Source organism: Vibrio limimangrovi, from assembly GCF_054064025.1.
This window is the reverse complement of record NZ_JBSUGF010000006.1, coordinates 341,324-364,021: the sequence shown is the minus strand read 5'-3', so window position 1 is coordinate 364,021 and position 22,698 is coordinate 341,324. Positions and strand designations below refer to the sequence as shown.

At 44.6% G+C, this 22,698-nt stretch carries 19 protein-coding genes; 8 read left to right on the top strand and 11 right to left on the bottom strand.

Translation table 11 applies throughout. The annotated features are described in order from the left end of the window. The first annotated feature begins 67 nt into the window (after positions 1-67). Complete coding sequence (locus ACWYU8_RS07545; protein ID WP_457518526.1) at positions 68-913, top strand: CPBP family intramembrane glutamic endopeptidase; 846 nt, start codon at positions 68-70, stop codon at positions 911-913. A 94-nt stretch (positions 914-1,007) separates the two neighbouring features. Here ACWYU8_RS07545 and ACWYU8_RS07540 read toward each other — a convergent pair whose 3' ends face one another. The 3 genes from ACWYU8_RS07540 to dgcN are packed head-to-tail and all read right to left on the bottom strand — an operon-like array spanning position 1,008 to position 3,853. After that, the gene (locus ACWYU8_RS07540) at positions 1,008-1,865 is read right to left on the bottom strand and encodes a D-amino-acid transaminase (RefSeq protein ID WP_457518524.1); all 858 of its coding nucleotides are present in this window, start codon (positions 1,863-1,865) and stop codon (positions 1,008-1,010) included. A gap of 9 nt (positions 1,866-1,874) precedes the next feature. Beyond that, on the bottom strand, positions 1,875-2,849 hold the full coding sequence (gene dgcA, locus ACWYU8_RS07535) for an N-acetyl-D-Glu racemase DgcA (protein ID WP_457518522.1): 975 nt from the start codon (positions 2,847-2,849) through the stop codon (positions 1,875-1,877). Continuing rightward, the gene (gene dgcN, locus ACWYU8_RS07530; protein WP_457518520.1) at positions 2,849-3,853 is read right to left on the bottom strand and encodes an N-acetyltransferase DgcN; all 1,005 of its coding nucleotides are present in this window, start codon (positions 3,851-3,853) and stop codon (positions 2,849-2,851) included. Before dgcN ends, dgcA begins: the two co-directional genes overlap by 1 nt. Positions 3,854-4,643: 790 nt before the next feature. Here dgcN and ACWYU8_RS07525 point away from each other — a divergent pair. Together ACWYU8_RS07525 and alr are read left to right on the top strand one after the other, a co-directional pair. Further along, positions 4,644-6,017, top strand: coding sequence for an alanine/glycine:cation symporter family protein (locus tag ACWYU8_RS07525; RefSeq protein ID WP_457518518.1), 1,374 nt, complete (start codon positions 4,644-4,646; stop codon positions 6,015-6,017). A 92-nt stretch (positions 6,018-6,109) separates the two neighbouring features. Beyond that, positions 6,110-7,189 (top strand): alanine racemase, encoded by a 1,080-nt coding sequence (gene alr, locus ACWYU8_RS07520; RefSeq protein ID WP_457518517.1) that lies wholly within the window; start codon positions 6,110-6,112, stop codon positions 7,187-7,189. A 129-nt stretch (positions 7,190-7,318) separates the two neighbouring features. On the opposite strand, the gene ACWYU8_RS07515 is transcribed toward alr, so the two are convergent. Then, positions 7,319-7,501: a hypothetical protein gene (locus ACWYU8_RS07515; protein ID WP_457518515.1), complete on the bottom strand. Its 183-nt coding sequence runs from the start codon at positions 7,499-7,501 to the stop codon at positions 7,319-7,321. Positions 7,502-7,767: 266 nt separating this feature from the next. Between ACWYU8_RS07515 and ACWYU8_RS07510 the strand changes: the two genes are divergently transcribed. Together ACWYU8_RS07510 and ACWYU8_RS07505 are read left to right on the top strand one after the other, a co-directional pair. Next, positions 7,768-8,769 carry a permease gene (locus tag ACWYU8_RS07510; protein ID WP_457518514.1) on the top strand — a complete coding sequence of 334 codons (1,002 nt, stop codon included), beginning with the start codon at positions 7,768-7,770 and terminating at the stop codon, positions 8,767-8,769. A 9-nt stretch (positions 8,770-8,778) separates the two neighbouring features. Next, positions 8,779-9,015 carry a thioredoxin family protein gene (locus tag ACWYU8_RS07505; protein ID WP_457518512.1) on the top strand — a complete coding sequence of 79 codons (237 nt, stop codon included), beginning with the start codon at positions 8,779-8,781 and terminating at the stop codon, positions 9,013-9,015. A 48-nt stretch (positions 9,016-9,063) separates the two neighbouring features. Here the strand turns inward: ACWYU8_RS07505 and ACWYU8_RS07500 are convergent, their stop codons facing one another. From ACWYU8_RS07500 to ACWYU8_RS07490, 3 genes are read right to left on the bottom strand one after another with little or no spacing between them, the layout of a single operon-like run. Beyond that, entirely contained in the window at positions 9,064-10,389 is a 1,326-nt protein-coding gene (locus tag ACWYU8_RS07500; protein ID WP_457518510.1) for a TRAP transporter large permease, read from the bottom strand. Next, entirely contained in the window at positions 10,379-11,005 is a 627-nt protein-coding gene (locus ACWYU8_RS07495) for a TRAP transporter small permease subunit (RefSeq protein WP_457518508.1), read from the bottom strand. Before ACWYU8_RS07495 ends, ACWYU8_RS07500 begins: the two co-directional genes overlap by 11 nt. A 59-nt stretch (positions 11,006-11,064) precedes the next feature. Continuing rightward, positions 11,065-12,081 (bottom strand): TRAP transporter substrate-binding protein, encoded by a 1,017-nt coding sequence (locus tag ACWYU8_RS07490; protein ID WP_457518506.1) that lies wholly within the window; start codon positions 12,079-12,081, stop codon positions 11,065-11,067. Between the two features lie 207 nt (positions 12,082-12,288). On the opposite strand from ACWYU8_RS07490, the gene ACWYU8_RS07485 reads away from it, so the two are divergent. From ACWYU8_RS07485 to pdxR, 3 genes are all read left to right on the top strand, one after another. Beyond that, positions 12,289-13,716 (top strand): NAD-dependent succinate-semialdehyde dehydrogenase, encoded by a 1,428-nt coding sequence (locus ACWYU8_RS07485; RefSeq protein WP_457518504.1) that lies wholly within the window; start codon positions 12,289-12,291, stop codon positions 13,714-13,716. Positions 13,717-13,755: 39 nt separating this feature from the next. Then, a complete protein-coding gene (gene gabT, locus ACWYU8_RS07480) occupies positions 13,756-15,030 on the top strand; it encodes a 4-aminobutyrate--2-oxoglutarate transaminase (RefSeq protein WP_457518502.1) in 1,275 nt (424 codons plus the stop codon). 130 nt (positions 15,031-15,160) lie between these two features. Next, entirely contained in the window at positions 15,161-16,945 is a 1,785-nt protein-coding gene (gene pdxR / locus ACWYU8_RS07475) for a MocR-like pyridoxine biosynthesis transcription factor PdxR (protein WP_457518500.1), read from the top strand. Between the two features lie 165 nt (positions 16,946-17,110). On the opposite strand, the gene mrcB is transcribed toward pdxR, so the two are convergent. The 4 genes from mrcB to ACWYU8_RS07455 all read right to left on the bottom strand — a co-directional run bounded on the left by mrcB (position 17,111) and on the right by ACWYU8_RS07455 (position 22,601). After that, on the bottom strand, positions 17,111-19,453 hold the full coding sequence (gene mrcB, locus ACWYU8_RS07470) for a penicillin-binding protein 1B (RefSeq protein WP_457518498.1): 2,343 nt from the start codon (positions 19,451-19,453) through the stop codon (positions 17,111-17,113). A gap of 199 nt (positions 19,454-19,652) precedes the next feature. Then, positions 19,653-20,684 (bottom strand): aldo/keto reductase, encoded by a 1,032-nt coding sequence (locus ACWYU8_RS07465; protein WP_457518497.1) that lies wholly within the window; start codon positions 20,682-20,684, stop codon positions 19,653-19,655. Positions 20,685-20,710: 26 nt separating this feature from the next. Then, positions 20,711-21,658, bottom strand: a complete 948-nt coding sequence (locus ACWYU8_RS07460) for a Gfo/Idh/MocA family oxidoreductase (RefSeq protein WP_457518495.1) — start codon at positions 21,656-21,658, stop codon at positions 20,711-20,713. A gap of 13 nt (positions 21,659-21,671) precedes the next feature. Further along, positions 21,672-22,601 (bottom strand): DUF1932 domain-containing protein, encoded by a 930-nt coding sequence (locus tag ACWYU8_RS07455; protein WP_457518494.1) that lies wholly within the window; start codon positions 22,599-22,601, stop codon positions 21,672-21,674. Positions 22,602-22,698: the final 97 nt, after the last annotated feature.

Below are 22,698 nucleotides of genomic sequence, written 5' to 3'. Positions count from 1 at the left end.
TGTTCATCTATTTTCCTATACAATTCAATCACAATTAACGAATCGCCATTTATATAGGGATATTTTCATGTTTCTTGAAGCCACGATATGGATTTGGCTGCCACTTTTTCTTGCGATAGGAGCGGCATTCACACGGCACAAGTCAGCAATGTTGCTATTGTTGGCGGTGACGTTAGTGAGCGCGTTAATTGTTAAACGTATCGAGCCTATTGCTTTTATTACTTCTCTGGTCGCGCTTGGTATCGCTTATAAGCTGCCAGAATTTGCTGACAGGCAGAGAGGGAAGCCAATTTATTTATTCGGTTGGATTACAGTATTGATTTGGTGTGCGATGTTATTTACCCATCTCATGCCGGGATTCAATAACCTGCAAGTGCTCGATAAGGTTTTCGCTGGTCCACAAAGTATTCCTTTTTCGATGTATTTGAATTTGGATAAGCCGCTTGCTTTTTTTGCGCTTCTTTTCGCTTATCCGGTACTATTGGGGAGTGAAAAGCGAGTTGAGCTTCAACGGCTTTCTGTCATTCTTATTCTCTTGTTCGTTTTATTTCCGATAGCGTGTTTGTTGGGAGTGTTAAAAGTTGAGATAAGTCTGCCAAACTGGTGGTGGTTATTTGCAATCAATAACTTAATGATCACCTGTGTTGCGGAAGAAGCTTTGTTTCGGGGATTTATCCAACAATCATTAAGTCGCCGTTTCAACTGGATGATAGGGTTAGCCATTGCAAGTGTATTATTTGGCGTAGCGCATATTGCTGGTGGAGGATTACTGGTCTTATTCGCAACGCTGGCTGGATTAGGTTATGGCTTAGTTTTCCATTTTACCGGGCGTCTTTGGTGTGCGGTCTTAGTGCACTTCCTTTTCAACTTTGTTCATCTTCTTTTCTTTACTTATCCGGCCGTAGCGCGTTGAGTCTGCATCCTGACACTTAGTCAGTAAGAACAAGATCGCCAAAAAACCGTGGCCAATGTTACTTGGCCACAATGGTTAAGTTTTTTTGGTTGGATTAAACCGCTAATTCTCTGGCAGTCTTGATATAGATATCGCGCAGTTTCAAGGCTATTTCCCCCGGTTTTCCATTGCCAATTGGTTTATCATCGATAGCAACAACAGGCCACACAAAGGTCGTTGCAGAGCTGATAAACGCTTCTTTTGCTAGATACGCTTCTTCTATTGTGAAAAAACGTTCTTCAATGGTTAGGCACAACTCTTTAGCGAGTGTCATCAATGATGCGCGAGTAATGCCGTGTAGAATATCATTACTTAAAGGGCGAGTGACCAATACATTGTCTTTCGTAACAATGTAAGCGTTACTTGAGCCACCTTCAGTGACAAAACCATCTTCAATCAGCCATACGTCTTCTGCACCAGCAGCATATGCTGCCTGTTTCGCCAAACACGCAGGTAGCAAACTGGTTGTTTTGATATCACGACGACGCCAGCGAATATCATCAAACGAAATCACTTTGATCCCGGTCTGAGCTTTCGGGCTATCAATTAAACCGCGCGATTGAGTAAACAGCACCAGTGTTGGTTCAATATCTTTGCTATATGAAAAATCGCGATCGCCTTCGTCGCCGCGAGTTAACTGGAGGTAGATACCGCCTTCGACTAAGCCATTTTTTTCAATCAGCTGTCGTTGAATATCCATCAACTGCTCGCCAGTTACTGGCATTTTAATTCCAAGTTCTTTAGATGAACGTTCTAAGCGGGCGAGGTGGCCTTGATGGTCAATCAATTTTCCATCCAATACTGCGGTTACTTCATAGACAGCGTCGGCAAAAAGAAATCCTCTGTCAAATATTGAAATTTTTGCTTCGCTTTCAGCAAGATACTCTCCATTGAGATATACAATACGTTCCATTTTCCCCCCTTATCCCCACAATTCGCTGTGGAAAGGCAGCATCGAATTATTTTCAAATTCAAAGCCGTTTTCGATATCTTCACTTAGCAGTAGTGGACCATCTAAATCGACAACTTCTGCTCCTTGGGCGACGACAAATGCAGGTGCCATACTTAATGATGAAGCCACCATACAACCGACCATAATACGTAAACCAGCCTCTTCAGCTTGTTCTTTAAGGGCCAGTGCTTCGGTTAAACCGCCTGTTTTATCCAGCTTTATATTGATCATGTCATATCGACCAATCACTTTATTAAGGCTCATTCGGTCATGACAAGACTCGTCGGCACAAATTGCAATCGGGCGCTCAAGTTCATCAAGTACATGATCGTCATCAGCATGAAATGGCTGCTCAATCATTGAAACATCAAGTTTTATAAGCTCAGGAATAAGCTGCTGATATGTCTCTACCGTCCACGCTTCATTTGCATCCAGAATGATCGCAGAATTTGGTGCGCCACGGCGAACGGCTTGAACACGCGCGAGATCATCCGGACCGCCTAACTTCAGCTTAAGCAGCGGTCGATGCGAATGTTCTATTGCCTTTTTTTCCATGTTTTCGGGCGTATCTAGTGAAAGTGTATATGCGGTAGTTAAGCTTTTTGCGACCACATCAATGTTATTCCAGATAGATTGCTTGGCCTGTTTACATTCCAAATCCCACATTGCGCAGTCTACTGCATTACGAGCTGCACCCGACGGTAGCAGTGGTTGCAAATCTTCGCGGCTAATTCCCGTTTCAATTTTTGGAATAATGCCCTCAATCTGAGCCAATACGTTTTGAATGGATTCACCGTATCGTCCGTAAGGGACGCATTCTCCGCGCCCCATTACACCTTGATGCTCGATCTCAACAATCACGGTCTCAGCATGGGTTTTACTACCACGAGAGATAGTAAAACTACCAAGAATAGGCCAACTTTTTGTATAAAGACTAACCTTCATTACAGCCCCGCTAATTTATCTACAATACGAGCAACACCTTGACGGAATGGGTCGACAACTGGCAAGCCTACTTCAGACTCAACTTTGTCCATATACTCTAACGCTTCGCTCTCAGTCAGTCCTGAGGTGTTGATCGAAACACCAACAAATTCAACATTTGGGTTTGTTAACTTGGCCGTTGCGATGTTCGCTTCCATGCATGTTTTAATGCCCGGCAATTGATAATCAGGCAGACCGCGCATATGAGTTCTGGTTGGTTCATGACACAAAACTAAAGCGTCTGCTTGTGAACCATGGATAAGACCCGTAGTCACACCAGCAAAAGAAGCATGGAATAGTGAGCCTTGACCTTCAATGACGTCCCAATGTTGTGGATCATTATCCGGAGTGATCGTCTCAATGGCACCTGCAATGAAATCTGCAACTACGCAGTCTGCACTCACACCGTCACCGGTAATTAGGATGCCTGTTTGACCAGTAGCGCGGAAATCGGCATCAATGCCTCGGGCTTTCATCTCTTTTTCAATTGCCAGAGAGGTATACATTTTACCTACAGAACAATCCGTACCTACGGTAAGTAAGCGTTTACCGGTACGCTTTTTGCCGTTAGCAACTGGGTAAACTTGTGTCGGGTAACGAACGTCAAACAGGCTACAACCATTTTTCTTCGCACATTCAACCAGTTCAGGGATGTCACTTAGCTTGTTGTGCAAGCCTGCGGCTATATCCATCCCGGATTCTAACGCTTCGAGCAGTATTGAAATCCACTCTTTAGAAATGATGCCACCGCGGTTGGCGACACCAATGACTAAGGTTTTTGCACCTGCTTCAACGGCCTGTGCAACACTTAAATCGTCAAGACCCACATCAGCATTACAGCCCTCTAAGCGTAACTGACCAACACAATATTCTGGACGCCATGTTTTAATTCCTTGAGCCACTTTCGCAGCGAGAGAATCTGCAGCATCACCCAAAAATAATAGATAAGGTTGTTTAAGTTCCATCTTACGTTTACTCCATTTCGTTAAACTGGTTTGGTTATAGCCATTAATATTGCTTCTTAATACAAACTACAGTGCAAAATCCGTGACAGCAATATCTAAAATGGCATGAGTATATTTAAATTATAAGCAATTTAACCTGATTTAAAGCGTTAATTATTCATTTAAATCTTAAATTATGAATAAAAATTCATTTTATTTAAATTTCATAATATTCTGAATTGTTATCTAATATTAGACTTTACGTAAAGTTTATTCCTCCAGCCGCAACAGATTCTTTTCTTACGAAATCAATTCAACGCCGTATCTATAAAATATAGTCTTGATTGTTTTTTGGTCATTTATGCCATTTTTAAATAAATAAATAGATAATTCTGTTATGTGATTTAGTTCAAATTTATTCAGTAATTTCAATAAAACTCCAACAACGTTCGAGATGTTTATCAACATTTATGCACTAAAAATGCGCAAAAAGATTGATTTTGGTGCGTATATAGCTTAAATGTGTATTAATTGTTAAATTGAATGTCATGCTGAATCTTACTTGTAGACTCAGGTTGAATTTGGGTTGGATTTTATTAATAACCAAATTTCTACACAATTATGGAATAATGTATAGATTTTGATGTGGCTGAGCCGAACATATAGGATGAATTTTTCTTTAGAATATTTATCTATAAAATTCCTGACTGTTGTTCATATATGCCAGTTGTTAAGATAGTTTTGATATGGTCTGCATATTGCTTAGATTGCCTCAAGCATATTTGTCTTGAAGTTAATCGGAGTGAGTTAAATGGAATTAATACAGCAGTTTATTGGGCAAGTTAATGGGGTTGTGTGGGGTGTTCCCATGCTTGTCATGATCCTGGGTATCGGAATTTACTTGAATATTGGCCTTAAGTTTATGCCGCTATTCAACATTGGCCGAGCATTCAAATTAATGTGGAATGGTCGCCAATCCAGTGAAAGTAGTGAGGGAGAAATCCCTCCTTTTCAAGCTTTGATGACCGCTCTGTCTGCAACAGTCGGTACAGGTAATATTGCCGGAGTTGCAACGGCAGTGTTTGTTGGTGGGCCAGGAGCCTTGTTCTGGATGTGGGTAACTGCATTGCTGGGGATGGCAACAAAATATGCAGAAGCAGTATTGGCGGTAAAGTATCGCGAAACTGACGCAAAAGGCAGTTTCGTGGGTGGCCCTATGTACTACATAAAAAATGGTATGGGTAAGAAGTGGGCTTGGCTGGGTACAGCGTTTGCAGTGTTTGGCACATTTGCCTGCTTTGGGATCGGTAATGGCGTACAAATCAACTCGATCGCTCAAGTGATGGAAAGTACGTTCAGCTTCTCACCATTACTTGTCGGCATTGTCGTAATGATTTTATCTGGCGCTGTGCTACTTGGTGGTGTTAAGCGTATTGGGGCATTTGCAGGTTCGCTGGTACCGATCATGGGTATTGCTTATGTTGGCTGTGGCGTGGTTATTCTTATCATGAATGTTGACCAGATTGGTGATGCGTTAGCACTCGTTGTTCAACACGCGTTTACACCAACGTCGGCACAGGGTGGTTTTGCTGGTGCAACGGTATGGATGGCAATTCGATTCGGCGTAGCTCGTGGTATTTTCTCAAACGAGGCTGGTCTGGGGTCGGCTCCTATTGCTCATGCTACTGCGCAGACAAATGATCCTGTCCGTCAAGGGTTTATCGCTATGTTAGGTACGTTCATCGATACCATTTTAATTTGTAGCATCACAGGTTTGGTCATCATCATTTCGGGTCAATGGACTGGCAGTGAATCAGGTGCAGCTTTAACTTCAGCGGCCTTCGACCAAGTTTTGCCTGGTTTTGGCAGCTATCTGGTGGCAATTAGCCTGGCAATATTCGCCTTTACCACGATAGTTGGCTGGTCTGTATATGGTGAACGTTGTGCGTCTTATTTATTCGGTTCGAAAGCGGTCATGCCTTTCAGAGTCATTTTTGTATTGGTATTACCTATTGGTGCAACGATGGAACTGGATTTTATTTGGCTGCTTAGCGATACGTTAAACGCAATGATGGCGATCCCTAACTTAATTGCGTTACTGGCTTTGAGCCCAGTTGTATACAAGTTGACGAGGGAATTCTTCGCAGAAGAAACCTCTCAACGCATCGCGGAAGAAGAAGTATAACCGCAAAAGAAGTAGCTCAGCACAACATATTCCCCATCAAAAATGGTGTTGGCTGAGCTGCCAAGGAAGAGATGTAATACAGGAAAGAGTTAATGATTACTGCAGAAGCTGTTATCAATCTAAAAGCACTTAGCGATAACTACAACTTACTTAAGAAAAAATGCGCTAACAAATCGGTTGTCGCTGTCATCAAAGGAGATGCATACGGGCACAATGCGGTAAAAACGGCTCAAACGTTGACACAAGCCGACATGTTTGCGGTGTCGCGCATCGAAGAAGCGCTAGAACTAAGAAGCGAAGGAATTAAGCAGCCAATATTACTTCTTGAAGGCTGTTTCTGTAAAACTGACCTCGAAACGGCAGCTCGCGAAGGTTTCCACACTGCGATTCACTGTAAAGAGCAGCTGGAAGATCTTAAGCATGCGGAGATTACTCAGCCTCTTACTGTCTGGCTTAAGCTCGATACAGGTATGCACAGATTAGGTGTCCAACCTTGCGAACTCAATGATTATGTTCAACAAATTGAAGCAACGAATAAGCTATCAGGGCAAGTAGGGTTCATGAGCCACTTTAGCTGTGCTGACGATTTATCTTCTTCTGTAACACAAAAACAGATCGATCTGTTTCTTTCGCAAACCGCCGGTTTCCCTGGGCCGAAAACGTTAGCCAACTCTGCGGGCATTTTATATTGGACTGACTCTCATTTAGACTACATGCGCACGGGTATTGCACTTTATGGGATCAGCCCGAATGAAAATGAAACGGGTAAGCAGCATGGTTTACGTTGCGTAATGGCGCTGAATTCCAAACTCATTGCTATTCGTGAACATAAGGCGAACCAACCTGTTGGTTATGGAGAAAGCTGGACATCAAACCGTGACACCTACATCGGTGTAGTAGCGATGGGATACGGGGATGGATATCCTCGAAGTGCTCCGGAAGGTACACCTGTCTATATTAATGGACGCATGGTGCCTATCTCAGGCCGCGTATCGATGGATATGATTACCGTTGATTTAGGGCCTGATGCACGTGATAAAGTAGGAGACAACGTTGAGTTCTGGGGTGAAAACTTACCTATTGAGAAGGTTGCTAAACATATCGGTACTATCCCCTATGAGCTTGTTATCAAACTGACTAAGCGTGTCCGTAAAACGTACGTCGAAGTGTAATAACAAACCCCTTGCGATAAGAACAATGCTACGGATACCCTGATCATAAGTACAAATCTCAACATGGATACTATGACAAAGTCAGGAATATCCGTACTTACTCATCGGTCAATCGTTCAAGCAAGGGGTCTACTTTTTGCAGCTAATCAAGGCCGCGATAATTAGTCCAATACCAATGCCGGAAATCAGCGCTCCGACGAAGGCGAGTACCGAGTGTTGGAGAAAGATCATACCCACTCCTAAACCAAGTAATGTGCCACCACCGATAGCCCAGTTACTTTTGTCTTTGGTATTTGTCTCATTAACCATCATGCCACTCCTTAACCGAGTTTCTGTGACTAACTATAGCTGAGGAATGGCTAATAACGGCGTTTATTACTGAATAAAAGCACGAAAAGGTGAACGGTGAGGGACACTCTAAAATGCGACATTAAACCAAATGTATTTCAGAGGTATGCACTAAAATTAGAGTAAAAGAACTCATCCTTGAAGGCGTGGTTATACGTTGTGCCTGAACGGCGAATAGCATTACACGAGGATGAACGGAGAAGTCATCGATTTAAGTGTAAGGAGCCGACATGTTCGAGGTTTTCACACGTCTTGCTGACTGGATGACATACCAACTATTTGCTTTGCAACCAAATACCAAAGTGGCGGATGCTATTCACTTCTTTATTGAAGATGTCAGTAAAATTATGGTGTTGTTGGTTGTAATGATATACGTGATAGCCCTGTTTAGAGCATCGTTAAACGTTGAAAAAGTACGGTTTTATCTCGCGGGTAAACGGCGTTTATTCGGTTATCTTGCAGGCAGTTTTTTTGGGGCCATCACCCCGTTTTGTTCCTGCTCGAGTATTCCGATATTTTTGGGGTTCACCTCTGCTGGTATCCCGATAGGCATTACGATGGCATTTTTAATTACCTCACCATTAATCAATGAAATCGCCGTCTTGTTGCTATTTAGTCTGCTTGGATGGAAGTTCACTGTCATGTACGTCGTGATCGGGATGCTAATAGGTATATTAAGTGGCTGGTTGCTAGACGCTATTGGTGCCCAGCGCTGGCTACAACCTCTGGCCACCAAGGCAATGAACAATGCTAAAAATCCTCAACAAAGTCACGTTTATCACGGTTCGAATGAGAGTTCTGGGATGACGCTGACTGAACGTCATGGTTTTGCGAAACAAGAAATGGCTGAGATCGTAGGTCGCGTGTGGAAGTGGGTGTTTATTGGCGTCGGTGTCGGAGCGGGACTACATGGCTTTGTGCCTGACGGTTGGATTGAAACCTATTTAGGTGCTGGCCAGTGGTGGTCGGTTCCTGCGTCGGTACTCATAGGTATTCCACTTTATTCAAATGCCACCGGCGTGATACCCGTGATGGAAAGTCTGCTTAGAAATGGGTTACCGATCGGGACAACCTTGGCGTTTTGTATGAGTACGGTAGCGGCAAGTATTCCTGAATTTGTCATGCTAAAACAAGTCATGCAGTGGCGACTGCTTGGCATACTTTTCGGACTGTTACTTCTCGCGTTCACTTTAATGGGATGGATATTTAATTTACCAGTGTGGCAATTTTAGGAGACGAATATGAAAGTGTTTAAAGTGCTGGGTTCTGGCTGTGCGAACTGCGTTAATACGGCAAAGCTCATCGAGAAAATCGCAGCAGAGCAAGGGGTTGAAGTTGAAGTGAAAAAAGTGACGGATATGGAAACCATCATGAGTTACGGGGTAATGTCAACGCCTGCAGTGGTAATGGATGAAGAGGTGGTACATGCTGGCGGAGTCCCTCAAGCTGAAAAGATTCAATCCTGGATCACTTGCTGAAAATGAGTCCAAAGGCTGCCATACTCAGCCTTTGGACGTTAGCTGATTTTATGAATTCATCACGGTATTCGGCAGCCAGGTTACCAGATCAGGGAACATCATTACGATACACAGGACCAGCAGCTGAACCAGGATAAATGGCGTGACTGACTTATAAATGTCCAGCATGGTAATGCCTTTAGGTGCGATGCCTTTCAGGTAGAAAAGTGCAAAGCCATATGGCGGTGTTTGAACGGCGATAACGATGTTCAGGATCATCAGTACACCAAACCAGATAGGGTCGTAGCCCAGAGCAACGGCCACTGGCGTAAAGATGGGTGCACACATCAGTACAATGATGAACTCATCAATGATGAAGCCAAGGAGTAACATGATGATCTGGAACATAATGATGATCATGATTGGCGGCAGGTCTAGGTTGGAGGTGATATCTGAAACCATGCCTTGTACGCCCATCAGAAGATGGAAGTTACTGAATACTGATGCGCCAAGAATGATCCACATTGCTACGCTGACCAAAGTCGCAGTCTGGAGGCCTGCTTTCTGAACCATTGCTGGTTTAAAACGCTTAAACAGGATAGACAGAATAATTGCGCCGACCACACCGATAGCGCCAGATTCTGTTGGCGTTGCGATACCAGCGATAATACTGCCCAACACGGCAACAATCAAAAGAAGGGAAGATGCACCGTCGCGGATGGTTTTGAACAGCTCATAACCTTTCGGGATCTCAATGTCATCATTGTCCACATCCAGTGGTGCACGGTCAGGGTTCAATTTACATGAAATAACCACATAGCTGATCAGAAGCACAATAGTGATAAGGGCTGGCACCATTGCGCCTAAAAACATCTTACCTACCGAGTTTTGTGTCGCAGAGGCAAACATGATCATCGGGATACTTGGTGGGATCAGAATGCCTAAAGAACCGCCCGCCATGATGACACCCAGTGCCAGACGTTTGTCATAGCCGCGCTCAAGCATAGGTTTAAGGGCGATACTGCTCGATGTCATGATACCTGCACCGATAATGCCGACCATTGCGCCGATCATTGAACAGACACCGATCACGCTGATAGCAAGTGAGCCGCGAATACGTCCGATCACTAACTGACTTGCGTTAAACATGGCGTCCCCGATCCCAGATCGTGTAAGAATCTGACCCATGTAGATATATAGAGGGATTGCCAGAAGAATAAAGTTAAAAAACGTACTCTCGACGGTGGTCGGAATAATATTAAATAAACCATCTCCCCAGGTCATGTAGCCAACGCCCATGGCGATTGCTGCTAGTGCGAGCCCGACTTGTGCTCCCAAAGCAAAAGCGGTAAGGATACAGGCCAATAATACGCCTGTTAGTACTTCAATCTCCATATGCCACTTCCTCTGTGATTTGCTCTTTCTTAACTTTTGTTGAATCTATTTTAAATGGCTGTTCTTCCAGACTATTGGATGAGTCGCCAGTTGCCTGTTGAAGGAGTATTCTGCCTGTCAGTAGGTAAAAAATATTGCAGATGATTTGTACAGAGTACTGAGCAATAAAAATGACAGCAGATACGGTAATCATCAGCCAGAAATGATGTAAAGGTGGAGCCCATTCACTTTGAGTGCGGTAGTTCAGCTCCAGGCTTTCGAAAAACATCCCACTGCACACTTTTGCCATCACAACTAAGAAACCAATGGCTAGGACGGCTGTTAACAAGTCGAAACTGCGTCGAACTCTTTCGGAAACCTTAGCGTGAATAATATCGACGTTGATATGAGCGCCTTTTTGTTGTGCATAAGCGCCGCCGAGTGCTGAGATATAACCGAACAGAAACAGAGAGGTGTCATACCCCCATATTGTTGGTTGGTCCAGAACGTATCGTGCGAATACTTCGTATGCGACAACCGAAGCGAGTATTGGCAGAAGGTAGGCGACTGAACGTCCGATACCTCTAATTAAACTCTGAACGATTCGGCAGTATCCGATAAGAATTTTTTCAATCATGTGGCCTCCTTGCAAACAGAAAGATAGAGGTGGAACCAAGTCCACCTCAATATTCTTCATTACTGTTTTTCCAGTATGTCGATAAGCTGTTTAGAGTATTTGTCCTCTGCTGCGTATTCTGCAGCAAGTGACTTACCAGCTTCTTTCCATGCTTTTTTATCCGCTTCAGATGGTTCTGGGCTCCACTTCAGGCCTTTCGCTTCCATGTCAGCAATTGCCTGAGATTCCCAAAGGATAGATTTGGTCATTTGTTCTTGAGCGTGAACCGTAGTTGCGGCTTTCACGATGGCTTGAAGATCCGGAGATAATTTTGCCCACGCTTTCTTGTTCACGACAATCGGCAGTACCTGTGCGCCAGCCAATGGCAGTGGGTACATGTATTTCGCCACTTCAACGTGGTTACCGTCGCGGTGGTCAATCATGTTTGAACCAATCGAACCGTCGATAACACCCGTTGCCAGAGAGGTATAGATTTCGCTCCATGCCAGTGAAACAGGAGAGGCACCAAGGTTTCTCAGGAACTTGCCGTAAGCACCTGGTGCGCGGATTTTCATGCCTTTAAAGTCTTCAACAGACTTAATTTCTTCTTTAGTGATGATGTATACAGGAGGCTGAATGTACGGGTCCAACCAAACCATATTTTGTGAACCGTAGGCTTCTGTCAGAACATCAGACCAACCCTTCTCATGGAATAGTGTTGAAAGTTCACCAACATCAGCCGTACCACCCGGCAGGCCAATTTCCACAACACCAACCGGAAGTTCGCCAGCGTGCATAGATTGAAATGGTGCACCCATTTGGATCAGACCAGACTTAACCGCACCTAAGATGCCTGTCGTGCCTATACCTTCACCTGAATATAAGACCTGAACGGCAATTCGACCGTCAGACATAGTTTCAATATTCTTGGCGAGATCTTCGTAAACTTGTCCATAAGCTGTTCCACGGCCATAAAGGTTGGCAAAGCGCCAGTTCTGCTCTGCAGCAAAACTCGCTGCTGAGGTCGCCATTGCGCCAAGTCCTAGCGTTGCCGCAAGCATGCTACTCAGTAGTTTTTTCCCTTTTCCCTTTAGCATAGAAAGTCCTCTTCTAAATGTTTTTTGAATCCGTTTTCGATGTCCATATTAAGAGTCGATTGCTAAAGGAATAGAACCAGTCACGGAAATACGATGGTACCAGTTTGAATTTTTATGCTGGTACCACGAATAATTTAAAACTGGTACTTAGGTGTCGTTTTTTTTGTCGATAGCATCTTCTCGTAAACGAAAGTGAGAGAGTAAGTTATGGACAAGGTTTCAAACAAATCCCTGTTAAAGGGAACATGTGATGCAAGTGATGATGCTATCGCTGTGGTGAATCCAGCGACCAATGAAGTGATTGGCTATGTGCCATCACTGCAGCCAACACGAATTGAAGAGCTCATTGAAAAATCTAAGCAAGCTCAGAAGTTGTGGCAGGAGCGAACTGCGTCTGAGCGTGCAGTTATTTTAAAGCGTTGGTATGACCTGGTTATCGAGAATAGCGAAGACCTTGCTCGTATCATGACCCTGGAACAAGGCAAACCGTTAGCGGAAGCGAAAGGTGAAATTGTCTACGGTGCTTCATTTATTCAGTGGTTTGCGGAAGAAGCAAAACGCACTTACGGTGACACCATTCCAACACCTGCAGGCAATAAAAGAATCATGACAATTAAGCAGCCAGTTGGTATTGCTGCAGCGATTACACCATGGAACTTCCCTACAGCAATGATCACGCGTAAAGCGGCTCCAGCTCTGGCTGCTGGCTGTAGTTTTATTGTGAAACCAGCAAACCAGACTCCACTGTCTGCTTATGCCATCGCAGAATTAGCGTATCAGGCAGGGTTGCCGAAAGAGTTGTTAGTGGTTGTAAATAATCATTCTTCTGTCGCGATTGGTGACCTTTTCTGCCAACACCCGGATATTCAAAAATTGTCGTTCACCGGTTCTACGGGCGTTGGTCGCCAGCTGATTAAGCAGTGTGCCGACACCATTAAACGAACCTCGATGGAACTTGGCGGAAACGCACCGTTTATTGTGTTTGATGACGCCGATATTGATGAAGCGGTAAAAGGTGCCATGGCATCCAAATTCCGTAATGCCGGACAAACTTGTGTCTGTGCAAACCGCTTTTATGTTCAGGATGCGGTTTACGATCAATTTGTTGAAAAATTCAAAGTCGCGGTGGCAGAACTCAAAGTTGGTAACGGTATTGAACCTAACGTGACAATCGGCCCGCTTATCGACAGCAAAGCCAAAGCACAAGTGATGGGTTACATCGACAAAGCAGTTGAGCAGGGCGCACAAGTGGCCTTTGGTGGCGACGACTTAGGTGGTCTTTTTGTTCAGCCAACCATTTTGACTGACGTGACGCAGGACATGGATATTGTACAGACTGAGCTATTTGGCCCGGTTGCTCCAATTATCCGTTTTAGCGATGACGAAGAGTTGGTCACGCTCGCGAACGATACTATCTACGGCTTAGCCAGTTACTTCTACACCAATACGCTGACTCGCGCTTTCTCTATCGCTGAAAAACTAGAGTACGGCATGGTTGGGGTGAACGAAGGCATCATCTCGAATGAAGTGGCACCGTTTGGTGGCGTGAAGCAATCCGGTTTTGGCCGCGAAGGTGCAAAACAGGGTATCGATGAATACTTGAACGTTAAATACATCTGCCTTGGCGGCATGTAACAGACAACAGATAAACGATAGTTTTAAAGGAACAAGGCTATGACAAATGCACAATGGCAAGAACGTAAAGAAAAAGTAGTGGCTAAAGGAATGGCAAACCTTAGTGCGGTATACATCGAAAGTGCTAAAAATGCGCTTCTGACGGATATCGAAGGTAACGAATACATCGATTTTGCCGCGGGTATTGCAGTAACGAACACGGGCCACTCGCACCCTCAAATCATTTCAGCAGTGAAAGCGCAGTTAGAAAAGTTCAGTCATACCTGCTCTATGGTAACGCCATACAGCAGCTTTATTGAACTGGCAGAGAAAATCGTTGATATCGCTCCTGGTGAAGGGGATAAAAAAGTCGCTTTTCTGACTACTGGTGCTGAAGCGGTTGAAAACGCAGTGAAAGTGGCGCGTGCTCATACTGGTCGTAGCGGTGTTATTGCTTTTAAAGGTGGTTTCCATGGCCGAACCAATATGTGTATGGGGCTAACCGGTAAAATTGCGCCGTACAAAGCGGGTTTTGGTCCTTTTCCTAATGAAATCTATCACTTGCCGTTCCCAAATGCCTACCATGGGATTACTGAGCAGCAAAGCCTTGATGCGTTAAATGACTTGTTCGCATGTGATATCGAACCGAGCCGAGTAGCAGCAATTATCTTTGAACCGATTCAAGGTGAAGGTGGTTTCTACCAAGCGCCTGCTTCTTGGGCACAAAAACTGAGAGAAGTTTGTGACAAGCACGGTATCGTACTGATCTGTGATGAAATTCAGACTGGTTTTGCCCGAACTGGCAAGATGTTTGCTTCAGAATACCTTGGAATCGTGCCTGATATCACTACAATGGCAAAAGGTATCGCTGGTGGATTCCCTCTATCGGGTATAGTTGGCAAGGCTGAGATCATGGATTCAGCAAACCCAGGTGGTTTAGGTGGTACTTACGCTGGTTCTCCGTTAGCTTGTGTCGCAGGTATTGAAGTTCTGAACATTATTGAGTCAGAATCCTTGTGCGAGAGAGCAGAGCATATTGGTCAAACATTTGCTGAGTTGTTAGCTGAGATGCAGAAAGAAGTGCACCAAATTGGGGATATTCGCCAAGTTGGTGCAATGATCGCTATCGAATTTAACGACCCTGATACCAAAGAACCATTGTCTGAACTGACTAAAAGGCTTGTTGCAAGTGCGAATAAAGCCGGGGTAGTGCTACTTTCGTGTGGCGTTAAAGGCAACGTAATCCGTTTCCTACCACCGTTGACGATTGAAGATGAACTGATCTGTAAAGGATTAGAGATCATCAAAGCAGAGTTGCTGGCTTTAACTCGATAGCTGATTAAACTTTTAAAAGCAGCGCTTAATGTGCTGCTTTTAAGCGGTACGGTTTAGTAACCTGAATTCAGGTTAAGTAGTTAAAGCCGGGCATGTGTAAATGGCCGGCGAAGTAAAGGCCAGGTCATTTATGCTTCAGGGTTATATTCACATCGATCCCCAGGATTCCCGCACACTACAAGAGCAAATTAAAAGCAGTATCTCTCAAGCAATTTTCGACGGTTTTATTTCGAAAGACCGTAGTCTGGAGTCTTCTCGAAAGCTCGCCCAGGCCCTCTCTGTTTCCCGCAATACAGTACTCAGAGTCTATGACCAACTCACCGATGAAGGTTTGCTCATTTCAGTAGAAAGAAAGGGCTACTTTGTCAATCCTGAGCTAGAAGTCAGCACCAAAAAAGCACCGGAGCGTGTCCCTGATTCAGAACAACAACTGGACTGGGAAAAGTACCTGATAGACGGTGATGAAGCATTTGGTTCGGCTTCTAATAATCTCAAAAATTATCCCTACCTTTTCGTTCATGGACAGGTCGACGAAGATCTTTTTCCTGTGTCAGAATGGCGAAAATGCAGTATTCAATCCCTCAATAAAATTAATCATAAAAGCTGGACCTCAGACGACAACGATTATCACGACCTCATTGAGCAAATTCGCACCAGAGTCTTGCCGAATCGCGGCATTTTTGTCGATGCGGATCAGATAGCGCTGACGCATGGTTGTCAGAACAGCTTGTATTTAATTTCCAAACTGCTGGTATCACGTTATACCAAGGTGGGTTTTGAAAACCCGGGTTACCCCGAAGCGCTGCAACAATTCAGAGCCAGAAGGGCTAACATACAACCGCTGGAAGTGGACCGGGAAGGAATGGTGGTCGACGACAGGCTTGACTCATGTCAGCTTGTGTATACAACACCGAGTAATCAGTTTCCTACAACGGTTCGGATGTCATCACAGCGAAGAAAGCAGTTGATGGACAAGGCTGAACAGGCAGATTTGTTGATCATTGAGGATGATTTCGAACATGACATCAATTTTATCAACGACAAATGTCCCGCTCTTCGCGGTGAATATCAGAGCGAGCGGATAATCTATATCTCCAGTTTCTCTTCGGTTATTGCGCCAGGGCTAAGGCTTGGTTTTATTGTGGCATCTCCGCCACTTATCAAACAGATACGACAGGTTCAGCTTCGCATGCACAGCCTGCCACCGAAGAATAATTGTCAAACATTGGCGCTCTTCATCAGCCTTGGTTATTACGATGCTTTGATTCAGAAAATGCTGAAGAAGTACCGCGAAAAATGGTTAACCATGGAAAAAGCACTCAACACGTATTTTCCACAGTCGGGTGTGATCCCTTCTTTCGCGGGAACGGCCTTCTGGATAGATTACCGCGAAGGTTTTGATGCCAGTTTACTGGAAGAGTTGGCAAAATCTCACGGAATATTGATCAACAATGGTGCAAAGTATTACACCTGTGAAAAACGGAATAATAGTTTCCGCCTGAGTTTTCAGTCGATAAAAAACGCCGACATTCGTAATGGTGTCGAGAAACTTGCCCAATTGGCTAAGAAAATACTGCCTACTCCGAGGGTTGAAGATGCGGAAGGCGTTCGCTTAAACGGCCAGCGTATCAGAGAGCTGCTTTCAGACCGAGTGGTACTGACAAGAGACTGTTTTAATATCCCATACCGCATTACCTTTCAGGCAGATGGTAAGATGACAGGGGTGTCAGACAGGCCAAATGATGCTGATGAGGGCTATTGGTGGATTGAAAACAACCACCTCATGTACCAATGGCGTAACTGGCAATTTGCGGATGTACGTAGATTAACGGTTATTCTGGACGGTGATGCCATAAAGCGATTTGGTGAAGATGGCTACTTCGTTGGTGACGCCAAGCTGATTGGTGGTGAATAGCTCTGTTTTGAATGGAGATGTATTTCAGAGACGTCTATCTCGTAGGCCAGTATCGCCGAACGTGGCGATATTGGCATGGTTCCTCAACGAAATGTAATTAGCGTCTGTCACCGCTGCTTATGGGCGGCAATCATCTGACATTCCGTATCTGATTGCCGTTTCTGTTTAGTCAAACAAGCGCTTGAAAAAACCACCGATCTGCTTTGGTGCTTCTGCTAATCCACGGCCTATTTCCTTCAGGCCATCTTCCAAAGGTTGCAAACAGTTTGGGCTCGCTTCTCCGGTTTCATTCCAGACAGGTAAGCTGACTTCTCCAAAACAGCTTTCTCTTAATCCACCGCTGGTGTCAGGGCTATAGTTCGCCAATCCAATCTGTTTTGGTTTTGTTTGATCTAATGATTGGTAGCCCGCTTTTTTAAGGTAATCACCGTAGATGCGTAATGGTCCGCTAGCGCCAGTCAAAGCCACGGGATTGTTATCATCACGACCAACCCAAACCGTTACTACATCACGGTTATCAAGACCCACATACCAGCTGTCACGGCCTTGGTTAGAAGTGCCCGTTTTACCCGCAAGATGAGCATGAGCAGGGACTATCTGATTTAAATAACGAGCGGTGCCTTGTTCAACAACCTGTTCCATCGCGTATTCAATCAGCCATGCCGCTTCAGGTTCCAACACTTTCTGAGTCTGTGTTTTGTGGCGATATAGTACTTGTCCGTGTTCGTCGAGTGCGGCACTGAGCGCAAATAAATTTTGTTTATCGCCTCTATTTCCCAGAGCCTGATACATTTGGGTGACTTCCAAAGGCGATAGGGTTAAGGCACCCAGCAACATTGATGGTACTTGAGGAATTTGATCTTGCTTGACGCCTAATGACATCAACGTTTTTGTTACGCTCCCTAAACCCAAAGCCATACCGAGATTGACGGTTGGAACATTGTAAGAGTGAGCGAGAGATTGGTATAGCGTCACCTGACCACGATACTGACGATCGTAATTGCGCGGCGACCAATCTTCATTATTTTGGGTTCGAATGGTTAACGGTTTATCGGTCAAGTTTGTTGCCAGTGAATAGCTTTTAGGTTGTGCTAACGCCGTAACATAAACTGCTGGTTTTATTAAAGAACCTATCTGGCGCTCGGCATTGATTGCTCGATTAAAACCGTGGAAATTTGGCTGGCGGCTACCAATCATGGCACGTACGGCACCGCTTTGTTTATCTGCAACAATCATCGCCGTTTCTAAAGACTGACCTGCTTTCTTTTCGAGCTGTGGCATGACGCTATACACGGCAGCTTCTGCCTGACTCTGTACGTTTGGCTCGAAGGTTGTGAAGAGACGTAAGCCACGACCGCTATTGTAATCTATGCCGTGCTCTTTTAAAGAGAGTTTTACATAGTCAAAGTAAGGAGGTTGAGTGGTACTGCCTTTACCTTTCGAACGCACTGATAATGGATTTTGAATGGCTCTCTCATAATCACTTGGCTCAAGATCCCCGGTATCGACCATCATTTTCAGGACTAAGTCACGACGTGCTTTCGTGCGTTCAGGATAACGCCAAGGGTTATAGTAAGAAGGCCCTTTCACTAATCCTACGAGCAAAGCTTGTTGATCCAGGCGCAGTTCAGATAGCGGGCGACCAAAATAGTGGCGTGCTGCTAAAGCAAAACCATGTATTGCATCTTGACCGTTTTGACCCAAATAGACTTGGTTTAGGTAAGCATCAAGTAGCTGATCTTTGCTGTAACGATAATCCATGATCACCGCTAAGTAAGCTTCTTTAAGCTTACGGACAAAGCTGCGCTCGCGTGTTAAAAACAAGTTTTTCGCTAATTGCTGAGTTAAGGTACTTCCGCCTTGCACATTACGTCCTGCCGTTACGTTTGCCGCAAAGGCGCGGGCAATTGCAACCGGAGAGACGCCGTCATGTTGATAGAAATCGCGATCCTCTGTTGCTAATAGTGCGGCTACCAAGGTTTCTGGCATTTCATCTTTAGGTACATAGATGCGCTTTTCAGTATTGTCATCATCGAGCATCCCTAAAATTTGCGGCTCTATCGGTAATACACCAAGATCATAACCTGTGGCTTCATCGGTTATTTTAGCAATACGTTTACCGCTAAATCGAATGCTCGCTTGTACTGTTGACTGTTCGCCCTCAGGAAATACAAATGGTCGACGAATCAAGTGTATTGTCTGGCCGGACACACTGTACTCACCGCTTGTCGTCGGTTGTGTGACTTTGCGGTAGTTTAGTTGCGTCAACTCATTGAGCACTGTCTTTTGATCAATCTGACTTTGTGGGCTTAATACCAGATGACGTGCATACACGACGTTAGGCAACTGCCACATCTGGCCTTCAAATTTGGCCGCGACAAGGTTGTTAAACTGCACTCCGAAGTAAACAACGCCTAGAATAAGCAGTATGCCTCCGGCGAAGAGAACTTGAGTCAAACGACGGAACCAGAGCTTTTTTGATAGTGGTGAAGAAGTTTTAGCAGGCATCTTTGTATGTATAGCGCGTTAGGGATAGACATGAAGCGTAGCTGGTTATTTGTTCGCTTATGTCATTAGAGCGTTAACTGTATAAACTGAGGCACATACAGGCGGAGAGAAGAGTGTTTATTAGTGTGGTTAGATAAGCGTTATTTGTTGTGGGGTAAAAACAAGCCCACCGAAGTGGACTTGAAAAGCTGGGGGTAGGTTATGCAGGTAGAGTGGAACTATCAGAGAACTCTTCGGTGTCAATCTCGACTTGCTGAGCGGCGTTATAGCGAGTACCAGATACATTGTTGCTGTTGATGAGCTGCCCTATTTTTTCTGACAGGTCGATTGGTAAGCGCACTGTCGTTGCAGACAGGTTTTCAGCCAGATGTTCTAGATTAGTCGTTCCCGGGATAACGTGAATATGATCTTGTTGATCTAGTACCCAGCGTAGAACGATACTTGCGAGACTGGCGTTGCTCAAATCCGCGTCTAACTCTTGTTTAACCATGGCTGCAAGTTCACTGACCAGATTCTGATTATGTGAAAAATGTTCAATATCGAATCTAGGCATGTTACGACGGATATCGTTAGGAGTGAAACTCGTCGGCGAATAAATGGTGTCCGTCAGCATTCCTCTTCCAAGCGGACTAAATGCGACAAAAGCGGTACCCAGTGCTTTGCAGGTTTCAAGCACTTTGATCTCCGGGTTGCGAGTCCAAAGTGAGTATTCTGACTGTACTGCTGCAATAGGGTGCACTTTTGCCGCTCGTGTTAGGGTCGCAGCTGAAACTTCAGACAAGCCGATTTCACGGATTTTACCTTCTGCAACCAGTCGACTTAGCTCGCCAACACTCTCTTCAATAGGAACGGTTTTATCCCAGCGATGAAGGTAATAGAGGTCAATAACGTCCGTGTTGAGGCGTTGTAAGCTGTTTTCAATGTTTTTACGCAGCGCTTCAGGACGACCATTGATCTCTTTTTTACCTTGCTCGTTAATGAACATGCCACACTTGCTGGCTAACACATATTCATCTCTTCTATGTCCAACGGCTTTAGCGACAAGTTTTTCATTGGCACCGCAACCATATAACGTTGCGGTATCCAGGTGGTTGTAACCAAGGTCCAGTGCATGATTAAGTAAATGAATACTCTGTTTCTCATCTGGTGGCGTACCATAAGCGTGAGAGAGGTTCATACATCCCAGACCGACAGGATTACATTGAAACTGGCCAATTTTCCGTTGTTGCATAGTTTTATTCCTTTGCTGAGCTTTCCTTAAATGAGCTGTTCTTCGATACGGTGCAAGGTTTCCATTGCTGACAAACACTGAGCAACACTTGAGTTTGGCTCTTTGCCGGTTTTAATCGCTTCAAAAAATTCACGATCAATCAGTTCAATGCCGTTGTTTGATACCGTCACGCCTGACAAATCAATTTGGTTGTCGTACCCGTCATACAAATCATCGTAACGAGCAATAAATGTACCCTCATCACAGATGTAACGGAAAAATGTACCAAATGGCCCTTCGTTGTTGAATGACAGAGAAAGCGTACAAATCGCGCCTGATGGCACTTTCATACCAATGCTCATGTCCATCGCGATGCCGAGATCCGGATGAATTGGGCCCTGTAAACCTTGCACATGTGAAGCTGTTTCACCAGTTTGGTATTGGAACAGATCGACGGTGTGACATGCATGGTGCCATAGCAGGTGATCGGTCCAGCTTCTTGGTTCGCCTTTCGCGTTGGTATTGGTACGGCGGAAGAAATAGGTCTGCACATCCATTTGTTGAATGTTCAGTTCGCCGGCCTTAATTTTGTTGTGAATCCATTGATGACTTGGGTTGAAACGGCGAGTATGGCCTGCCATTGCGACTAAACCGGTCGCTTTTTGAGTCTCCACAACCTTGTAGCTGTCTTCGATGTTATCAGCCATTGGGATTTCGACCAAAACGTGCTTACCCGCTTCCATACATTGAATAGCCTGTGAAGCATGAACCTGAGTTGGTGTTGCCAGGATTACGGCATCAACATCGTCGCGAGCAAGCGCATCTTCAAGATTCGTCAAGCCAATAGCCTTAGAATCGTACTCACTGATAAGAGCGTCTAGCTTATCCTGCTCTGGAGAAACCATCACAGTGACGGTCACGTCTTCGATATTTTTAATTGCTTCTAAGTGCTTAAGGCCAAAGGCACCCGTTGCACCAACTACACATACTTTCATAAATAATCCTTTATTACACTTTGTTAGAGGTAAGGGTATCGTTTGATAGGATGGGTGACGCTGAGTGCTCCATCGTATTCAAAATTTGATTAGATAACTGTTCTAAGGTCTGATTGTCGACAGTGACATTAACGTTCGACATCAGCTGATGCCAGCGAATGGCTCCATCAGACATGCTGGCATTGATATTAAGCGAAGCAAGCGTATCGACCACAGATTTCAGCTCTTCACTTCGACGCTTACCATGAGAGAGCATTCTTTCCATATGATAAATAGAGAGTTGTGGCAGATTAAGTTGCGGATAACTCTTTTCTAATGAATCAATAACATACTCGGCCACACCGGCTTTATGAGCGGCAAGAATACATTCTGTAGTGAGTGCTTCTAAGCCTTTTACCATGGCTGAACGCAACATCTTTATCTGTGAGGCATTGCCAACCTTGTCTGAAATGATCGTGACATCAAAACCCAGGTAATGTAGCTGTGGAGCAATCTGAATGGCCTTTTTACCAGAGATATACAATGGAATTCGCGTTGAATTCGTTTTCATCGGACTCATGATTGCCGCATCAATGTAGGCTGCGCCTTGAGATTCCACTAATACTGCATTGCGTTGTTTGATTGTCGGAGAGCAAGAATTACAATCGATGATGGTTTGCTTTTCTGTCAGCGCATTTTGCAAAGGGTCTAAAGCCTGCTTTGCCTGATCAGGCGTAACGAGAGAAAAAATAAGTTGCGCACCATACACAGCTTGCTCTGGGTTAAACGCGCCATTGACCTGAAATTGGATGTAATCCATCAGTTTCTCTTCGCGTGTAGCCTCATTGCGAGTTTTGATATCAAAAGCACTGATCACATCTGGTGCATTGTCACCAGCAACATTGATAAGTGCTTGAGCGGCTTCGCCGAAGCCAATAAATGCGGCACGAGTTGTTTTCACCATTTTACCTGATTATGTTACTTCACCGATAACGACTTTAACATTTGGGCAAAAACACGAATAATCAAAAGATGATCAGAGGTATTCAATTTTGAGAAAG

What these genes read in the sequence shown, in the direction of transcription:
- alr (WP_457518517.1), top strand. Translation starts at nt 6,110, where the DNA reads ATGATTACTGCAGAAGCTGTTATCAATCTAAAAGCACTTAGCGATAAC.
- ACWYU8_RS07485 (WP_457518504.1), top strand. Translation starts at nt 12,289, where the DNA reads ATGGACAAGGTTTCAAACAAATCCCTGTTAAAGGGAACATGTGATGCA.
- dgcA (WP_457518522.1), bottom strand. Translation starts at nt 2,849, where the DNA reads ATGAAGGTTAGTCTTTATACAAAAAGTTGGCCTATTCTTGGTAGTTTT.
- dgcN (WP_457518520.1), bottom strand. Translation starts at nt 3,853, where the DNA reads ATGGAACTTAAACAACCTTATCTATTATTTTTGGGTGATGCTGCAGAT.
- pdxR (WP_457518500.1), top strand. Translation starts at nt 15,161, where the DNA reads ATGCTTCAGGGTTATATTCACATCGATCCCCAGGATTCCCGCACACTA.
- ACWYU8_RS07510 (WP_457518514.1), top strand. Translation starts at nt 7,768, where the DNA reads ATGTTCGAGGTTTTCACACGTCTTGCTGACTGGATGACATACCAACTA.
- ACWYU8_RS07495 (WP_457518508.1), bottom strand. Translation starts at nt 11,005, where the DNA reads ATGATTGAAAAAATTCTTATCGGATACTGCCGAATCGTTCAGAGTTTA.
- ACWYU8_RS07540 (WP_457518524.1), bottom strand. Translation starts at nt 1,865, where the DNA reads ATGGAACGTATTGTATATCTCAATGGAGAGTATCTTGCTGAAAGCGAA.
- ACWYU8_RS07505 (WP_457518512.1), top strand. Translation starts at nt 8,779, where the DNA reads ATGAAAGTGTTTAAAGTGCTGGGTTCTGGCTGTGCGAACTGCGTTAAT.
- ACWYU8_RS07460 (WP_457518495.1), bottom strand. Translation starts at nt 21,658, where the DNA reads ATGAAAGTATGTGTAGTTGGTGCAACGGGTGCCTTTGGCCTTAAGCAC.
- ACWYU8_RS07515 (WP_457518515.1), bottom strand. Translation starts at nt 7,501, where the DNA reads ATGATGGTTAATGAGACAAATACCAAAGACAAAAGTAACTGGGCTATC.
- ACWYU8_RS07545 (WP_457518526.1), top strand. Translation starts at nt 68, where the DNA reads ATGTTTCTTGAAGCCACGATATGGATTTGGCTGCCACTTTTTCTTGCG.
- ACWYU8_RS07500 (WP_457518510.1), bottom strand. Translation starts at nt 10,389, where the DNA reads ATGGAGATTGAAGTACTAACAGGCGTATTATTGGCCTGTATCCTTACC.
- ACWYU8_RS07525 (WP_457518518.1), top strand. Translation starts at nt 4,644, where the DNA reads ATGGAATTAATACAGCAGTTTATTGGGCAAGTTAATGGGGTTGTGTGG.
- ACWYU8_RS07455 (WP_457518494.1), bottom strand. Translation starts at nt 22,601, where the DNA reads ATGGTGAAAACAACTCGTGCCGCATTTATTGGCTTCGGCGAAGCCGCT.
- gabT (WP_457518502.1), top strand. Translation starts at nt 13,756, where the DNA reads ATGACAAATGCACAATGGCAAGAACGTAAAGAAAAAGTAGTGGCTAAA.
- ACWYU8_RS07465 (WP_457518497.1), bottom strand. Translation starts at nt 20,684, where the DNA reads ATGCAACAACGGAAAATTGGCCAGTTTCAATGTAATCCTGTCGGTCTG.
- mrcB (WP_457518498.1), bottom strand. Translation starts at nt 19,453, where the DNA reads ATGCCTGCTAAAACTTCTTCACCACTATCAAAAAAGCTCTGGTTCCGT.
- ACWYU8_RS07490 (WP_457518506.1), bottom strand. Translation starts at nt 12,081, where the DNA reads ATGCTAAAGGGAAAAGGGAAAAAACTACTGAGTAGCATGCTTGCGGCA.